The 16,838-nt window shown below is 48.3% G+C and carries 12 protein-coding genes; 8 read left to right on the top strand and 4 right to left on the bottom strand.

The features are described from left to right. Positions 1-67 precede the first annotated feature (67 nt). From QJR74_RS13275 to QJR74_RS13265, 3 genes are read left to right on the top strand one after another with little or no spacing between them, the layout of a single operon-like run. Positions 68-1,006, top strand: a complete 939-nt coding sequence (locus QJR74_RS13275) for an iron chelate uptake ABC transporter family permease subunit (protein WP_304372273.1) — start codon at positions 68-70, stop codon at positions 1,004-1,006. Then, complete coding sequence (locus QJR74_RS13270) at positions 1,006-1,989, top strand: FecCD family ABC transporter permease (RefSeq protein ID WP_304372272.1); 984 nt, start codon at positions 1,006-1,008, stop codon at positions 1,987-1,989. Before QJR74_RS13275 ends, QJR74_RS13270 begins: the two co-directional genes overlap by 1 nt. Continuing rightward, positions 1,986-2,777, top strand: coding sequence for an ABC transporter ATP-binding protein (locus QJR74_RS13265; RefSeq protein ID WP_304372271.1), 792 nt, complete (start codon positions 1,986-1,988; stop codon positions 2,775-2,777). The genes QJR74_RS13270 and QJR74_RS13265 overlap by 4 nt, the downstream gene beginning before the upstream one ends. A gap of 22 nt (positions 2,778-2,799) precedes the next feature. On the opposite strand, the gene QJR74_RS13260 is transcribed toward QJR74_RS13265, so the two are convergent. Continuing rightward, positions 2,800-6,765, bottom strand: coding sequence for an amino acid adenylation domain-containing protein (locus tag QJR74_RS13260; protein ID WP_441007659.1), 3,966 nt, complete (start codon positions 6,763-6,765; stop codon positions 2,800-2,802). A 4-nt stretch (positions 6,766-6,769) separates the two neighbouring features. Next, positions 6,770-7,990, bottom strand: coding sequence for an enterochelin esterase (gene fes, locus QJR74_RS13255; RefSeq protein ID WP_304372269.1), 1,221 nt, complete (start codon positions 7,988-7,990; stop codon positions 6,770-6,772). Between the two features lie 221 nt (positions 7,991-8,211). Here fes and QJR74_RS13250 point away from each other — a divergent pair, with 221 nt between their 5' ends. Next, entirely contained in the window at positions 8,212-10,545 is a 2,334-nt protein-coding gene (locus QJR74_RS13250) for a TonB-dependent siderophore receptor (RefSeq protein ID WP_304372268.1), read from the top strand. A 31-nt stretch (positions 10,546-10,576) separates the two neighbouring features. On the opposite strand, the gene dacB is transcribed toward QJR74_RS13250, so the two are convergent. Further along, positions 10,577-12,010, bottom strand: coding sequence for a serine-type D-Ala-D-Ala carboxypeptidase (gene dacB / locus QJR74_RS13245; RefSeq protein WP_304372267.1), 1,434 nt, complete (start codon positions 12,008-12,010; stop codon positions 10,577-10,579). Between the two features lie 239 nt (positions 12,011-12,249). Between dacB and greA the strand changes: the two genes are divergently transcribed. Continuing rightward, the gene (gene greA, locus QJR74_RS13240; protein WP_048911392.1) at positions 12,250-12,726 is read left to right on the top strand and encodes a transcription elongation factor GreA; all 477 of its coding nucleotides are present in this window, start codon (positions 12,250-12,252) and stop codon (positions 12,724-12,726) included. 155 nt (positions 12,727-12,881) lie between these two features. Here greA and yhbY read toward each other — a convergent pair whose 3' ends face one another. Further along, positions 12,882-13,175, bottom strand: coding sequence for a ribosome assembly RNA-binding protein YhbY (yhbY, locus tag QJR74_RS13235; protein WP_062812063.1), 294 nt, complete (start codon positions 13,173-13,175; stop codon positions 12,882-12,884). A gap of 125 nt (positions 13,176-13,300) precedes the next feature. Here yhbY and rlmE point away from each other — a divergent pair, with 125 nt between their 5' ends. The 3 genes from rlmE (at position 13,301) to folP (ending at position 16,837) form a co-directional block, all read left to right on the top strand. Next, positions 13,301-13,930: a 23S rRNA (uridine(2552)-2'-O)-methyltransferase RlmE gene (gene rlmE / locus QJR74_RS13230; protein WP_304372266.1), complete on the top strand. Its 630-nt coding sequence runs from the start codon at positions 13,301-13,303 to the stop codon at positions 13,928-13,930. A gap of 56 nt (positions 13,931-13,986) precedes the next feature. Next, the gene (gene ftsH, locus QJR74_RS13225; protein WP_099822914.1) at positions 13,987-15,897 is read left to right on the top strand and encodes an ATP-dependent zinc metalloprotease FtsH; all 1,911 of its coding nucleotides are present in this window, start codon (positions 13,987-13,989) and stop codon (positions 15,895-15,897) included. Between the two features lie 106 nt (positions 15,898-16,003). Beyond that, positions 16,004-16,837 (top strand): dihydropteroate synthase, encoded by an 834-nt coding sequence (gene folP, locus QJR74_RS13220; RefSeq protein WP_304372265.1) that lies wholly within the window; start codon positions 16,004-16,006, stop codon positions 16,835-16,837. Position 16,838: the final 1 nt, after the last annotated feature.

Here is a 16,838-nt window from a genome sequence, read left to right as displayed (position 1 = left end):
ATTTTTTCCGAGGTGCAAACCCTTTGGATTATTCTTCGGATTACTTATTGTCTTAGTGGGTTTAGTGATGGCGAGTTTACTGACTGGAGCCAAAACAATTTCCCCCTCAGAAAGTTGGTCAAGCCTCTCACTGTGGCATACGTGCCACAGTGAGAATTGCGATATCATTCGGTATTCACGGTTACCCCGAACCCTTGCTGGCTTAGTGGCAGGAGGTGCGTTAGGGCTAGCTGGTGCTTTAATGCAATCTCTCACACGTAATCCACTGGCTGATCCTGGTCTATTGGGCGTTAACTCCGGCGCTAGTTTTGTTACTGTGGTGGGATTGAGCTTCTGGGGAACACTCTCTTTCTGGCAAAGCTTTTCGTTCGCCTTCTTAGGGGCTCTTCTGGCAGCCATTATCGTGGCGATAACGGGTGCAGGGCGAGGTGGCCGATTGAACCCGATTCGACTGACGTTAGCCGGCGTATCGTTAGCGGCTATTTTAGAAGGGTTAACCAGTGGAGTGTCCCTATTAAATCCCGATATCTATGACCATCTGCGCTTCTGGCAAACCGGCTCATTAGATGTGCGACAACTCACTATTTTTACGTTACTGGGCCCTGTGGTAGCGATTGCGGTGCTCTGTACTTTGGCACTCAGTCGTTCATTAAACGCCCTCAGTATGGGAGAGGATCTCGCTAGGACCTTAGGGACGCGTGTCGGGCTAGTACAGTTGATTGGGTTATTGCTTATCGCCTTGTTATCCGCCTGCGCAACGGCTCTGACCGGGCCAATTGCTTTTATTGGGCTGGTTGCGCCACATCTTGCACGTGGCGTATTGGGTAGCGACCATCGTTATTTTTTACCCGGCACGGTTCTGATTACTCCGGCCGTTTTACTCCTCGCTGACATTATTGGTCGTAGTATTGCCCCAGGAGAAATCCGAGTATCAATTATTACCGCGCTGATTGGCGCCCCAGCCTTAATTATTCTTGTTCGTCATCGGATAGGGCGTGGTATGTAATGAAAAAGCGGCCACTATTGATATTCTGCTTGTTATTGATCGCTGTCGGATTAGTGATGCTATGCGCATTGTGTCGCGGGGCACTTCCGCTATCGCTCCACGAACTATGGCAAATCCTAATCGGTAACGGCCCTGCAGGCTTACGGTTAGTCGTCGTCGAATGGCGGCTACCGCGTGTACTGATTGCGTTAGTCTGTGGTGCAGCGCTTGGCATAAGTGGTGTAATTTTCCAATCCATTTTACGCAATCCACTGGGTAGTCCCGATGTATTAGGCCTCAATGCAGGAGCCTTTTCGGGGGTTCTTGTCGTTATGCTGCTGTGGCCCAGTAACCTCTTTGCCATGACACTGGCCTCGCTAGTGAGTGCCGCCTTAACCGGGGCCGCTATCTATCTACTGGCTTGGCGGCAAGGTATTACCCCTTACCGATTGATTTTGATAGGTATTGGAATCCGTGCATTACTGATGTCATTTAACGGTTGGGTAATGACGTCAACCTCCTTAAGTACCGCAATGAGTGCCGGATTATGGAGTGCCGGGTCGTTAAATGGTGTCAATTGGCAAAGTGTCTCCATGGTTTTTCCGGCGGTAGTGGTTGCCCTACTTGGTGTCGCGATGCTAGCGAAACGGATGCGACTGATGGAAATGGGTGATGAGTTAGCCTGTGCACTAGGTATACGCACTGAGCGAACTCGGTTAGGACTTCTATTTCTCGCCACATTACTGACGGCTGTGCCTACCGCTGTTATTGGTCCGGTATCCTTTGTCGCGCTAGTAGCCCCACAAATTGCACGGCGCTTGGCTAAGAGTCCTTCGGGCGTGTTATGGAATACAGCATTATGTGGCAGTCTGTTATTACTCGCCGCCGATTATCTGGCTCAACATGCTTTCTTGCCCTATCAACTCCCGGTAGGCGTGATTACCGTCAGTGTGGGTGGTATTTATCTATTGTCACTTTTGGTTAGAGAGGCCAGACGTACATGAGTGTATCTTCTTCCCGTCTTGCAGCCAGTGACCTGACATTGGCTTATGATAACAAAACGGTCGCAGAGCAATTATCGGTGACTATTCCCGATGGCGAATTCACCGTCATTATCGGACCTAATGCCTGTGGTAAATCGACGTTATTGAAAGCACTTAGTCGAGTGATAAAACCGGTAGTAGGCCAAGTGATTCTCGATGGAAAAGTCATCCACCAGTCCCCAGCAAAAGAGGTTGCCCGGCAACTCGGTTTGCTTCCCCAAAATAGTCTCACTCCGACAGGGATTACCGTTGCTGACTTAGTGGGGCGTGGACGTTATCCCCATCAGTCACTGTTCGGCGGATGGCGCACCGAAGATAGCCAAGCCGTGGCGGAAGCCATGGCGGCGACCAATATCGAACACTTGTCGGATCGTCCGGTTGAGCAGCTTTCTGGTGGACAGAGGCAGCGTGTCTGGATAGCCATGGTATTAGCGCAACAAACCCCGCTCTTACTCCTTGATGAACCGACGACCTGGCTAGATATCACGCATCAAATTGAGCTAATGGAGCTTTTGCGCGAACTTAATCAGCGCCATGGCCGAACATTAGTGGTAGTACTGCATGAGTTAAACCAGGCTTGTCGCTATGCCAGCCATCTGATTGCGATGCGTGCAGGGGCGATTATTGCAGAAGGCAGGCCAAGTGAGATTATCACCGCAGAGTTGATTGAACAGGTCTATGGATTAAAGGCGGTGATCATTCCCGATCCGATTGCCGGTACGCCAATGATCGTGCCAGTCGGAAAGTGAGGGGGCATTGCCCCCTCAACCATTAAGAGCGTAATCGCGTTAAGCGGTGATTAATCTCGGGACCGATAATTTCAAACATCGCGGGTGAGATGATCTCCACATGGGCGCAGTTGATGGGGACAATATCCAGGTTTTGGATAAAAGGCGCCCAAGCCTGTTGCGCGTTCAAAGTAGGCTGCTGTGTTTTCAAGGCGGAAAAGAGGGTCGCTCGTCCTTGTGTTTTACTACTGCGAGCCGTCGTCAATAGCCGTACGGAATGGCCGTAATTGGCTTCAACTTGATCAAAGAGATGAGAAAGTTCTTCGCCCGCTTGCTGCCGTTGGCTTTGAACAAACTGCTCACGTTCACGATTCACTTCTTCAATAACTTGGTCATCCAAGACATTTTTTCCCTGCTTCTCATCCCAATTCTGGGTTTCGGGTGGCCAGGTATCGAGTAAGCCTAAAAATGCCACCTCTTCTCCCCGAGCTTCCAGCCGCGAGGCGATGCCCTGAGCTAAAGTCCCACCTAGCGAATAGCCGATAAAATAATAGGGTCCAGTGGGCTGATCGGCCAAAAGCGTCGCAAGATGTCGTTCGCAGACATCATCAATATGTTGTGCCTCGGCTAAAGCACCTTGCTCATCTGGGGATTGGATACCAATAATCGACCATGTCGGATCAAGATACCGTTGTAATACGCTAAATTGCCAAGCGAATCCGGACGCTGGGTGGAAGCAATAGAGTCGAGGTCCCTGTGTTTGGCGTAAAGGTAATAACGTCTGTAATCCACTGTCAGCGTGTTCAGGGCTCTGTTGGATAATCTGTGCGAGTTTTTCAACCGTTGAATTAACCATGATGTGACCCACGGTGAGCGGATAAGCCATTTGCTTACGGATTTGCGCCGCTAGGCGCATCGCTAAGAGCGAGTGACCACCTAATGCAAAAAAGTCCTGATTGGCGCCGACCCGCGGTAACTGTAGTAGATTGGCAAATAATGTGGCTAACTGAACTTCTACTACGCCTTGGGGTTCACGTGCGGAGTGGTGATCGTCAAGTTTTGGAACAGGTAAGGCTTTACGGTCTAATTTACCGTTGCTACTGAGCGGGAATGCTTCTACGGGAACGATGATCACGGGCACCATATGTGCCGGCAGCCGTTCAGCCAATTGCTGACGAATGAGGTCGGTGGCTTGAGGTGTTTCAGTGACAACATAGCTCACCAGTTGTCGGTCATCAGCGAGGCTAGACGATTGTTGATGTAAACTCACGGCAACGGAAGCGGCTTGCTTAATTCCGGATAACGAAAGTAGAACGGCATCAATCTCCGACAGTTCAATGCGCTGACCACGGATTTTGAGTTGGTCATCGTTGCGCCCCAAATACTCAATTTCACCGTTAGCGAGACGGCGTGCCACATCACCACTGCGATATAAACGTTGCGTCGCATCCCATGGTGCGGCAATAAAACGCTCAGCGGTCAGTTCTGGTCGGCCTAAATAGCCCTCTGCCAATTGTACCCCTCCCAGCCACAACTCACCTGCGACCCCATAGGGAACAGGCTTAAGCTGGCTGTCGAGAATATGAAGCTGAGTATTCCACACCGGCCAGCCGATTGGGACACTATGACCTTCCACTGCGGCGAGATCCGGGCCAAATGCTGGGAACCAGCTCACGTCAACGGCCGCTTCAGTGGGGCCATATAAATTATGGCAAGGAATTGCGACGTTCTGTTCCCATTGTCGTGCCAGTGCGGTGGGCAGGGCTTCACCACTACAGAATACTAGGCGTAATCGCTGGCGTAACGAAGCGGATGTGGTTTCAGTGAGGCTATCTAAGAATGCAGCTAACATTGACGGCACGAAGTGGGTCACGCTTACCTGCTGTTCAACCATGATTTGTTGTAGCCATTCAGGATCGCGGTGGCAGTCGGGGGGAGACATAAACAATTTCGCCCCAGTCATTAATGGCCAGAAAAACTCCCATACTGACACATCAAAACTACTTGGGGTTTTCTGAATCACAACATCTTGATAGTTCAGCGGATAGTGGTTTTGCATCCATTTTAAGCGATTTGCAATGGCTTGATGGCTAACTAAAACACCTTTCGGTTTACCTGTTGAGCCCGAGGTATAAATTAAGTACGCCCCTTGTGTGGAGACAGGAAGGGGGGCCGAGAATAAGGGAATATCATCGAACAAAGAGTGATAGTAATAGTGTGGTGTGTCACTAATTTGGGCAAAGCGATGACTTAAGACCTGCTCAGTGATCACGAGACGCGGGGTCGAATCTTCCAGCATGATGGCTAAACGATCATCGGGATAGCCAGTGTCTAGCGGTAGCCAAATCGCACCAAGTCTAACGATGGCTTGAAGAGCGAGTGATAGATAAATAGAACGAGGTAACGCAACCGCGACTATGTCGCCAGATTCTACCCCGTGCTCCTGCAGTGCGGCCGCCAAAGCGATAACTTGTTGTTCCATCTCTGCGTAGGATAACGCAGTCTGTGTGTCAGCAAGTGCGACATTATTTGGCGTGCGTTGGCATTGTGTCGCAATCATTGACCATAGTGTGTCGTCTTGCAGGACAATTTCTGTCGCATTAACTGCTGAAAGTTGCTGACGCTCTTGCTCACTAAGAAGCGTTAATTCTGATAGCGCTAACGCTGGCTGTGCGGTGAGCTGCTCAATAATCAGTGGCAGGCGTTGAATATGGGTTAATAGCGCTTGTTGATCATAGCGGTTGCTGTTGGCTAAGAACTCTAAGGTTAGAGCACCTTGGTTATCGAGGATTAGGGCTATTTCAATGTCACGAACCGGCCCTGAGGCGAGATGTGTAGTAGGAGTATTTTGGCCTTCAAAGACTAATTGATAATCAAAAAGTTTAACGTTCAGTACAGGCCCGAATAGGGGGGCATTATCTCCCGCCAAGCCTAAGTCACGGCTAATTTGCTCCGCATCGTAACGTTGATGACGTCGGTTTTTCTTCACTTCTTTGCTTAGTCGCTCCGCAAACTCGGCGAAGGTATCGCTAGGCTGGTAGTCAACACTCATGGGTAATACATTGATAACCGGACCCACGGCGCTGAGCGCTGCCGATCCCATCCGACGCATAAAAATAAAACCTGCACTGAACGGTTGCTGGCCCGTCAGATGTGCGAGCCACGTGTTGACTATGGTTACCGCCGTATCAACAGGCGTTAGGCCAGCTTCGGCGAGGTGCTGGTGTAGGGAAGTAAGCTGCTGAGCAGAAAAATGTATCGCGTGACGTATGACCTGCGGGCTAGCCGTCTCGCCGTTCAAAGGTGCTTGTGCAAGGCTTAGCGGGTCAGGCAGTTGCGTCACTTTTTCCAGCCAATAATGCTTATCTTTCTGGTAAGTCGCGCTATGTTGATAAGTAAGATATTCTTCTACGACTTCATCGAAAGCAGTAAATGGCGAGTCTACTAAGGGTTGCTGGTAGCGTAAATGGGCATAGATTTCGCTAATTCGCTTAGTCAGTGCAACAAAGCTAAATCCGTCTACCATCAGATGATGATAACGTTGATACCATATCCATTCCTCGTGGCTGACACGCATGAGAACTTGTCTAACCTTGGCGCTTTTATCGGTGATGCGTAAGGGACTCTGAAGATCGGCTTCCATCAAAGCCTGTGCCGCAGCTAAGGCTTGAGGATCTTCTCGTAGGTCAATCGACTCCACCTCAATGGTATTATTGGCATCCAAATATTGGAAAGCTTCGCCTTCGTGCTCATCAAAGTGGAAATTGACGGTATCGGCTTCAGCTAAACCTTGCTGAATAGCTTGCTGCATCATTTCAAGGTTGAGCCTGCCCGGGAGCGAGATGGCATGTGCAACGGCAAAAGCATTATTAAAAGGGGAAAGCTGGTCGGCGATCCATATACCAGGCTGCGCCGCAACGAGTGGTAAACGGCGCGTCTTCACTGGAGATGGGGCTTTATTACACTCAGTGGTATGAGGCTGTTGTGCGACACTATCTTCGATATTCATCATATTATTCTTCCTGCCATAACGCTTGTAATCCATCTAATAAGCTTCCCCGCCACCAGAGAGCATCGTGTCCACCTTCGACATAACGTAATGAATGTGGGATGTGGTAATGACTTAACCACTTATCCATTTCACGATTGGCCTCGCAAATTAAGGTTTCGCGACAACCGGCTTCTAGCAAAATGTGACGAGGGGCAATAGAGGGAGTTTGTTGCTGTAATTGTTGAATCAAGTAACCCGCAGCTTGGCCCCGATTTGGCCACCAGAATGAACCAGAAAGGCTGAGCGCTTTACCGTAAAGTTCTGGCCAATTGAGGCAAGCATAGACTGAGGCAAGCCCACCAAAGCTTTGCCCTGTTACTAAGGTTCGGTCAGGGGCCTGTTGCCAGTTAAACACCTGTTTAATTAACGGGAGTAACTCCTCATTAATAGCCTGCCAAAACTCGGCATTACAGGGATATTCACGCCCGCGATGCTCACGATCAATGATTTCAGGCATGATGTAGAGGGCTACGGGGAGCTTGCCCTTATCCGTTAATTGTTGCAGTGGGCTGGCAATGGGGAGAGTGTTTGCCCAGAATTGGCCATCAAGTAATAAGGCTAAATGCTGGTAATTTACTGTTTCGTCCTTCGCCGTACCGTAGCACCAGACCCGACGTTCATTCCCCAATCGATGACTCTTCCAAGTAATGACCTTAAGGGGGATAGAGCTGTCTTCTCCTCGATCCCATGCTTGCCACTCGGCTTGCAAGGGTGCATCCGGAAGGTGTAGGGGAGAGACAGACATGCCTCGGCCGGCGGACCAAGAGCGTAACCTGTTGAGTCTATCGTGCTGGGCATGCTGGAATTGTTCCCGCCACCATTCACGACGCTGGAAAATATCTTGGTTTTGTAACCCTACATCGTTATTTGAATCAGGAATTAAGCAGTAGCTTCCTCGCCAGCGAGAGGGCAAGGTGAGGCTAAGATGCCAGACATCGGTATCGAGATATCGGACTAGGGATACCGGTGGATTCGGCTGATGGTGGTCAGTGATTCCGGTAATATTAAGCCACACCGCTTGTATGGGCTGCTCGTTAGTTGTTGTCACTGGTTGACGCCAAAGAAAGGTCACCCGGCACTGTTGCGCATCAATGGGTTCAAGGCGCGGTAAACCTTGTTGTTGCTGTGCTTGCCACCACAGCTCGGTACCGGTATCAGAGGTAAACCATTCAGGAATAAGCATGTGCAAAATTATCTTTTATAGCCGCTACCTGCGAATAGCGTTGAGAAGCGAGATTTATTGATAATAGTATTGATAATTATTTTCATCTGCAATAGATTGCAATCTCTCTTTACGTTGTTTGTCATTTATTGCGCTTTTAATGACAGAATATGACCGGTTACGTAAAGGCTCCTTACTAAACACACACACAGCACAGACCTAGGGAACTGGGATTATAACAAATGAAAAAATTATCATTTCTTTCTGCTGCAATTTGTCTTGAGCTAGGTAGCTCGCTTTTTCTTTATTGCACGCCGGTTTCAGCGGCTTCAACGGATACTACTGTCAATACCTCAGCGACGGATGAAACCCCAACACAAACCTCTGGTGACGAAGCATTATCTACCAAAGAAGCCTCGCATAACTCCATCGTCGTAACGGCACGTCAGCAAACGCTTCAAGCGCCTGGTGTTTCGACGATCTCATCCGAGGCAATACGAAAACACCCCCCTGCTCGCGATGTATCGGAAATTATTCGTACGCAGCCTGGGGTGAATTTGACAGGTAACTCGACCAGCGGGCAGCGGGGGAATAACCGTCAAATTGATATTCGGGGCATGGGACCAGAAAATACCTTGATCTTGATCGATGGCCGTCCAGTTAGTAGTAAAAACTCCGTGCGTTATGGATGGCGGGGCGAGCGAGATTCACGGGGTGATACCAACTGGGTACCACCAGAAATGATTGATCATATTGAAGTCATCCGTGGACCTGCTGCGGCGCGCTACGGTAGCGGGGCAATGGGTGGGGTGGTCAACATCATCACCAAGCAAGCGAATAAGGAGTGGCATGGCTCTTGGAACGCGTATTACAACGTTCCGCAACACAAATCTGAAGGCTCGACCAAACGAACAAACTTCAGCTTGATGGGCCCAGCAACCGATAGTCTAACCTTAAGTATTTGGGGAAATATCGATAAGACTCAGGCAGATGCTTATGATATCAACCAAAGCCATTCAGCACCGCGTGTAGGCCCACTTTACAAAGGAAGTTTTCCTGCTGGAAGAGAAGGGGTACGAGATAAAGACCTTCATGGTAAACTGAACTGGGAATTTGCGCCTAATCAGCACCTAGAATTCGAAGCCGGGACCAGCCGCCAAGGAAATATTTATGCGGGTGATACGCAGAACACCAATACGACAGATTATGTAAAAAGTAAATATGGTGACGAAACTAACCGTATTTATCGCCAAGATTATGCCTTAACCTGGACTGGTGTTTGGGACAACGGTGTTAGCACCAATACCTATGCGCAATATGAAAGAACCCGTAACTCAAGGATTACCGAGGGGTTGGCAGGCGGGGGAGAAGGAAGGTTTAATGATAATGCTGGATTTTCTGATATCGATTTAAGTGATGTGCTGCTGCATAGCGAAGTCAGTATTCCCTTTACTGCTTGGGTAGATCAGAACCTCACTTTGGGGACTGAGTGGAACCAGCAGAAGATGAAAGATGGTACCTCGACCGGCCAAGCGCTTACTGGGAGCAACACTGGCGGAGCGATTAGTGGTGTCGGAACGAGTACGCGCTCACCGTATTCGCAAGCGCAGATCTTCTCAATGTTTGCTGAAGACAATATGGATATTACGGATTCAACGGTTTTAACGCCGGCCATCCGCTTTGATCACCACTCTATTGTCGGCACTAACTGGAGCCCATCACTTAACTTAACTCAGCAGCTCACCAATGAGTGGACGTTGAAGATGGGGATCGCCCGTGCCTACAAAGCGCCTAATCTGTATCAAACCAACCCCAACTATATTCTCTATAGCAAAGGACAAGGGTGTTACGGCAGCTCGAGCTCGGGCTGCTATTTGCAGGGGAATCGCGACCTGAAAGCAGAGACCAGTGTCAACAAAGAGATCGGCCTAGAGTATAAAGATCTTGCTGGACTCCAAGCTGGCCTGACTTATTTCCGTAATGACTACCATAATAAAATTGAATCGGGTAACGATGTTACCTCAACCAACAGCAGTGGTACCCGTGTTTTCCAATGGGAAAATGTACCGCGTGCGGTTGTTGAAGGACTAGAGGGAACCTTTAATGTCCCAGTCACCGATACCGTTACTTGGAATAACAATATGACGTGGATGCTGCAAAGTAAGGATAAGACGAACCATGATCGTCTTTCTGTAATTCCACAATTTACCTTGAATTCCAATGTCGAGTGGCAGATTCGTCAGGACCTGTCGGTACAAGCAACATGGACTTGGTACGGCAAACAGAAACCGAAGAGCCGTAACTACCAAGGGGATAAAGTCAGTTATCCTGATACCCGTGAAGTCAGTCCATACAGCATCTTTGGTGCAAGCGCGACATGGGATGCTACCAAGAATGTCAGTGTGACGGCAGGGATCGATAACCTCTTTGATAAACGTCACTTCCGCGAGGGTAATGCACAAACCACTCAGACGATTAATCCTAAGGGTGAATATAGTGCCTTATATGGAGCCGGTGCTAACACTTACAACGAGTCAGGCCGAACTTTCTACATGAGTCTTAATACTCACTTCTAATAAAAAACCCGCGTAAGCGGGTTTTTTATGGCTAATAATTTCGATACAAATCACTGTATAGCCGGCTTTCAAACCGAACGAGGGGAACGCGGCGCGTGCGCTGATCTTCAGGGGGTACTGCATAGCCTGAAAGGTATTGTACGAAGGCAATACGTGTTCCGCGCGACGTCGTCAAGAAGCCCGCCAAGTTATAGACTCCCTGTAGTGAACCGGTCTTCGCTGAAAGTTTTCCATCGACTCCAGCTTCATGCAACCCGCCTCGATATTGCAAGGTGCCATCGTAACCGGCTAAAGGAAGCATGCTAATAAAGTCGAGGCTACTGTCATTCTTCGCAATAAATTGTAGAGCTTGCATCATGGTATCCGGCGCCACTAAATCGTGTCGCGATAACCCTGAACCATCGACTTGGATAGTGTTTCCCATATCTACGCCGGCTTTCTCACGAAGGATACGGCGCACCGCATCCGAGCCTGCTCGAAAGGTACCAGGTACGTTAAAGTAGTGATGGCCGATTGTTCGGAAAACCGTGTCGGCAATCATATTGTCTGATTTTTTCAGCATGGTATGTAACAGGCTATGAAGCGGGGCCGATTGTTCAATGGCGAGTACGGTACCGGGTTCACCAGGTTGCGTTTGTCGGACCAAATGGCCACTATAGTCGATATCCGCCTTGCGTAACTCATCGCGTAAAATTTCCCCCGCCCAAGCAGCGCCATCCTGTACGGCGAAAGCTAGGGGCAGTGGATCATTACGCTGACGCAGACATCCCGTTAGGGTATAGCGATTTAGTTCCCCTGGATTGACATCAAGTTCGCAATATTGCGCTTCACCTGAATTAGGGCCTAAGGTTTTTACCTCACTATACATATGGGCTGGATAGTAAGAGGCGATACGGATAAAAGCATTTTCTCCCGGTGTTTTCGCGCTATAAAGCGAAATAGAGAAACAGTTTTTATCGATAATCGCGGCTGCGGGAGGCGCGCTAAAGCATTGCGTTAAATCATTCCATGGCCAGCCGGGAGCCATATCGTGGCTCGCGAAAACCGAGGTATCGATGACTAAGTTACCCTGGATATGCGTAACGCCCTTTTGTTTGAGTTGCGCGACCATATTTCGTAAGTCTTGCCGCGTAAATGTCGGGTCACCACCAAAACGAGCAACGAGGTCCCCTTGCAAAGTATTACCGGCTATTTTTTGCTTACTTTCAAAGGTGGTCTGGAAACGAAAATCTTTGCCAAGTTCAAGTAAGGCAGCCAGTGCAGTGAACACTTTCATTGTACTCGCAGGCAGTGCCATTTGTTTTCCGTGATAATCGACAATCGGTGTTGTATCGCCTACCCTTTGCGCCATGAACGCGAGATTGGTACCATCAGGAAGGTATTGGGTATAATCCTCGACAGGCGTTGCAGAGGCTTGTAGCGTTACCCCAAGGGTAAGTGCTGTAATCAATCTTGAAAGTCGCATAATCTCGGCGTCGTTAACAGTGGAGCCCGCAATACTACGTCCCCTTGAGGGGCAAAGTAAACGATGATCCGGGAGGAACTCTCGGGTAAAATATGTATCAAACTGAAAATTCACTCGTCTTGGATAGCAAACTATCTGAGGCGGGATTGTTTTGTTTCAAATTTAGGTGCAGCTTAATCGGTTAAGCTGGCATCGAATCAGGATGATTGACTGAATAACAGATTAATGAGGAGTATAAGATGAGCCAGATTCCTATGACCCTTCGCGGTGCAGAGCAACTGCGTGAAGAGCTTAATGAGCTTAAAAATGTTAAGCGCCCTCGTATTATTGCCTCTATCGCCGAAGCGAGAGAGCACGGGGACTTAAAGGAAAATGCGGAATACCATGCTGCGCGTGAAGAGCAAGGTTTTTGTGAAGGCCGTATTCAAGAAATTGAAGCAAAATTATCGAATGCACAAATTATTGACGTGACGAAAATGGCTGCAACAGGCCGCGTTATTTTTGGTGCGACAGTAACCGTATATAATACCCATTCGGAAGAAGAAGCGACTTATCGGATAGTGGGCGATGACGAAGCTGACTTTAAGCAAAATCTGATTTCGGTTAATTCGCCGATGGCACGAGGATTGATCGGTAAAGAAGTGGATGATGTGACTGTCGTAAAAACGCCAGGGGGTGATGTGGAATATGAAGTTATTAAGGTTGAGTACCTTTAACCCCTAGACGGCGAAGATATATCGCGTTGCGACGAGGCTTTTCAGCATTTCGGTCCCGCAAACCGGATTAACCGTGCTAATATATCTTTAGGTAAGAAAAAGGCTGTAAAACAGCCTTTTAACTGGAGGTGAAATAATGATATTTTCTTCCAGAATTAACGCGGCAAAGAAATTTTCTTTTCTTTAGAAGGACGGTAAAGCACCAGCGTCTTACCGATAACCTGAACTTCCGCCGCTGAGGTTTCACGAACAATTGCTGCCACGATCAACGCTTTGGTTTCACGGTCTTCAGTCGCGATTTTCACTTTGATTAGCTCATGGTGTTCTAGAGCTTGGTCAAGTTCAGCGAGAACGCCTTCGGTTAAACCATTGTTGCCTAACATCACGACGGGCTTCAATGGATGAGCGAGACCTTTCAGGTGCTGTTTTTGTTTAGTACTTAGATTCATCGTATTATTTACTTACTCAGGGATTGAAAACAGGTCATTGTACCGCCATCTCTAGTATATCGCCAAATCAACGCAGCATTTTGCGTAATGATTTATCGCTGCGATACAAAAATGTTGGAAAAAGTATGACGGGAAAGAAGCGTTCAGCCAGCTCAAGTCGCTGGTTACAGGAACACTTTAGCGATAAATATGTGCAACAAGCACAAAAGAAAGGTCTACGTTCGCGAGCATGGTTTAAACTGGATGAGATCCAACAAGGTGATCGTCTCTTTAAACCAGGTATGACGGTTGTAGATTTAGGGGCCGCGCCCGGTGGTTGGTCACAATATGTGGTCGATCAGATAGGTGCAAGCGGTCGAATTATCGCATGTGATATCTTGCCAATGGATCCAATTGTTGGTGTAGACTTTCTTCAAGGTGATTTCCGAGAAGAAGCTGTACTAAAAGCGTTGCTCGATCGTGTCGGTGACGGTAAGGTGCAGGTAGTAATGTCAGATATGGCACCAAATATGAGCGGCACTCCCGCGGTAGATATTCCTCGTGCGATGTATCTTGTAGAACTTGCACTTGAAATGTGTCGCGATGTGTTGGCACCAGGTGGCAGTTTTGTAGTAAAGGTGTTCCAGGGAGATGGTTTTGATGATTACCTACGCGAAATCCGCTCCTTATTTACGAAGGTTAAAGTTCGTAAGCCAGACGCTTCGCGTTCACGTTCTCGTGAAGTGTACATTGTAGCGACTGGGCGCAAACCATAGCTCCCTACGCTTTCTGTTAACATCGTTGTAAATAAGAGGTTAATCCCTTGAGTGACATGGCGAAAAACCTAATTCTTTGGTTAGTCATCGCGGTAGTGCTAATGACTGTATTCCAAAGCTTTGGGCCCAGCGAGTCAAATGGCAAGAAAGTCGATTATTCAACTTTCGTGACAGAAGTGAATCAAAACCAGATTCGCGAGGCACGTATTAATGGGCGTGAGATTAACGTAACCACTAACGATAGCAATAAATATACTACGTATATTCCTGTCAATGACCCGCAATTACTGCAAAATCTTTTATCTAAGAAGGTAAAAGTTGTTGGTGAACCGCCAGAAGGTCAAAGTCTGCTGACCTCTATCTTTATTTCTTGGTTCCCAATGTTGTTGCTAATTGGCGTATGGATCTTCTTTATGCGTCAAATGCAGGGAGGCGGTGGCAAAGGTGCCATGTCTTTCGGTAAAAGCAAAGCCCGCATGTTGACGGAAGATCAGATTAAAACCACTTTTGCCGATGTCGCAGGTTGTGACGAAGCGAAAGAAGAAGTCAGTGAGCTGGTGGAATATCTTCGTGAACCTTCGCGTTTCCAAAAGCTCGGCGGAAAAATTCCTAAAGGCGTGTTGATGGTCGGCCCTCCAGGGACCGGTAAAACGCTGCTGGCCAAGGCGATTGCAGGGGAAGCGAAAGTTCCGTTCTTCACCATTTCCGGTTCAGATTTCGTTGAAATGTTTGTTGGTGTGGGCGCATCACGTGTTCGTGATATGTTCGAACAGGCAAAGAAATCCGCACCTTGCATCATCTTTATCGATGAGATTGATGCAGTAGGACGTCAACGTGGCGCTGGGCTAGGTGGTGGTCACGATGAACGTGAACAAACGCTGAACCAAATGCTCGTTGAGATGGATGGCTTTGAAGGTAATGAAGGGATCATCGTTATTGCGGCGACTAACCGCCCTGACGTGCTTGACCCTGCGCTCCTTCGTCCAGGTCGTTTTGACCGTCAAGTCGTTGTTGGATTACCTGATGTTCGTGGCCGTGAGCAAATCTTAAAAGTGCATATGCGTCGCGTTCCTTTGGCGACTGATATTGATGCCGCGATCATCGCGCGTGGTACACCAGGTTTTTCTGGTGCTGATTTAGCAAACCTCGTAAACGAAGCAGCACTCTTTGCTGCGCGTAGCAACCAACGTGTTGTCTCGATGGTCGAGTTTGAAAAAGCTAAAGACAAGATCATGATGGGTGCAGAGCGCCGTTCAATGGTTATGACGGAAGCGCAAAAAGAGTCAACGGCTTACCACGAAGCAGGACACGCGATTATTGGTCGCTTAGTACCGGAGCATGATCCAGTACATAAAGTGACAATTATTCCACGTGGACGTGCGTTAGGGGTAACTTTCTTCTTACCTGAAGGCGATGCAATCAGTGCAAGCCGTCAGAAATTAGAGAGCCAAATTTCGACCCTTTATGGCGGACGTTTAGCGGAAGAGATCATCTACGGTCCAGAAAAAGTATCTACCGGGGCATCTAATGATATTAAAGTGGCGACTAACCTCGCACGTAATATGGTTACCCAGTGGGGCTTCTCTGAGAAATTAGGTCCTCTACTGTACGCAGAAGAAGAAGGTGAAGTTTTCCTAGGCCGCTCTGTGGCTAAAGCGAAACATATGTCCGACGAAACCGCGCGTATCATCGACCAAGAAATCAAACACTTGATCGACAGCAACTATCAACGTGCTCGTCAGCTGCTCAATGAGAACATCGACATCTTGCATACGATGAAAGATGCGCTGATGAAGTATGAAACTATCGATGCTCCTCAAATTGATGATTTGATGGCGCGTCGAGAAGTTCGTGCTCCAGCAGGTTGGACTGAGCCGGCAGTGAAAGAAGAAGAATCTGTTGCGCCACCGCAAGCAGCTCGTCCTGTCGATGCACCAGAGAATAATGATCCAGGCAACCCAATGTAATGTCTGAATCATTCGATAAATAGTGGCAGTTCGCGCTACAATAAAGCCCCGCTTATGCGGGGTTTTTTTTTGCATCACATCGATAGAGCGTTAAAGAGGATACTGAATGAAATTGCGTGCGCGAGGGAGTGAGTTAGATCTCTCTTTTCCCCATATCATGGGGATTTTAAATATGACCCCAGATTCTTTCTCTGACGGTGGCCGCCATAAAACGTTGATCGATGCGATTACACATGCGAATGAAATGGTAATAGCTGGGGCGACCATTCTTGATATTGGCGGCGAATCTACTCGCCCTGGTGCTGATGAAGTTTCAGTAGAAGATGAATTGGCGCGTGTTATCCCAGTCGTTGAAGCATTATCTCAAAGATTCGAAGTTTGGATCTCGGTTGATACCTCCAAACCCGAAGTGATTCGTGCCGCCGCTGCCGCAGGTGCCCACTTAATTAACGATATTCGCTCATTGAATGAACCCGGTGCGCGTGAGGCTGCAGCCGACGTTGATTTGCCAGTCTGCCTGATGCATATGCAAGGCGAGCCGAAATCGATGCAGCATAGCCCTAGCTATCAGCAAATTATTACCGAAGTTGATAGTTTCTTAGCCTCCGAAATAGTGCGTTGCACGGCTGCAGGAATAAAACGGGAAAATCTGTTGCTCGATCCCGGTTTTGGATTTGGTAAAAACCTCCAACATAATTATGAGTTATTGGCTAATTTGGACCATTTCCATCATTTTGATTTGCCGTTATTAGTTGGAATGTCTCGAAAGTCCATGATTGGTCAACTTCTAAATGTCGGGCCAACTCAGCGATTGAGTGGTAGCCTGGCCTGTGCAGTCATTGCGGCGATGCAGGGCGCACAAATTATTCGAGTACATGATGTGAAAGAAAGCGTTGAAGCGATACGCGTGGTTGAAGCGACTCTCAGAGCAAAAGGATAAT

The organism is Tatumella ptyseos, assembly GCF_030552895.1.
GTDB classification, from domain to species: domain Bacteria; phylum Pseudomonadota; class Gammaproteobacteria; order Enterobacterales; family Enterobacteriaceae; genus Rosenbergiella; species Rosenbergiella ptyseos_A.
Note: the sequence above shows the minus strand (reverse complement) of the source record. Positions and strands in the feature narration are given on the sequence as shown.

Bases quoted from the DNA above. Each gene is read 5' to 3' on its own strand.
- QJR74_RS13275 (WP_304372273.1), top strand. From the start codon at position 68: ATGGCGAGTTTACTGACTGGAGCCAAAACAATTTCCCCCTCAGAAAGT.
- yhbY (WP_062812063.1), bottom strand. From the start codon at position 13,175: ATGAATCTAAGTACTAAACAAAAACAGCACCTGAAAGGTCTCGCTCAT.
- greA (WP_048911392.1), top strand. From the start codon at position 12,250: ATGAGCCAGATTCCTATGACCCTTCGCGGTGCAGAGCAACTGCGTGAA.
- QJR74_RS13270 (WP_304372272.1), top strand. From the start codon at position 1,006: ATGAAAAAGCGGCCACTATTGATATTCTGCTTGTTATTGATCGCTGTC.
- fes (WP_304372269.1), bottom strand. From the start codon at position 7,990: ATGCTTATTCCTGAATGGTTTACCTCTGATACCGGTACCGAGCTGTGG.
- folP (WP_304372265.1), top strand. From the start codon at position 16,004: ATGAAATTGCGTGCGCGAGGGAGTGAGTTAGATCTCTCTTTTCCCCAT.
- rlmE (WP_304372266.1), top strand. From the start codon at position 13,301: ATGACGGGAAAGAAGCGTTCAGCCAGCTCAAGTCGCTGGTTACAGGAA.
- dacB (WP_304372267.1), bottom strand. From the start codon at position 12,010: ATGCGACTTTCAAGATTGATTACAGCACTTACCCTTGGGGTAACGCTA.
- QJR74_RS13265 (WP_304372271.1), top strand. From the start codon at position 1,986: ATGAGTGTATCTTCTTCCCGTCTTGCAGCCAGTGACCTGACATTGGCT.
- QJR74_RS13260 (WP_441007659.1), bottom strand. From the start codon at position 6,765: ATGAATATCGAAGATAGTGTCGCACAACAGCCTCATACCACTGAGTGT.
- QJR74_RS13250 (WP_304372268.1), top strand. From the start codon at position 8,212: ATGAAAAAATTATCATTTCTTTCTGCTGCAATTTGTCTTGAGCTAGGT.
- ftsH (WP_099822914.1), top strand. From the start codon at position 13,987: ATGGCGAAAAACCTAATTCTTTGGTTAGTCATCGCGGTAGTGCTAATG.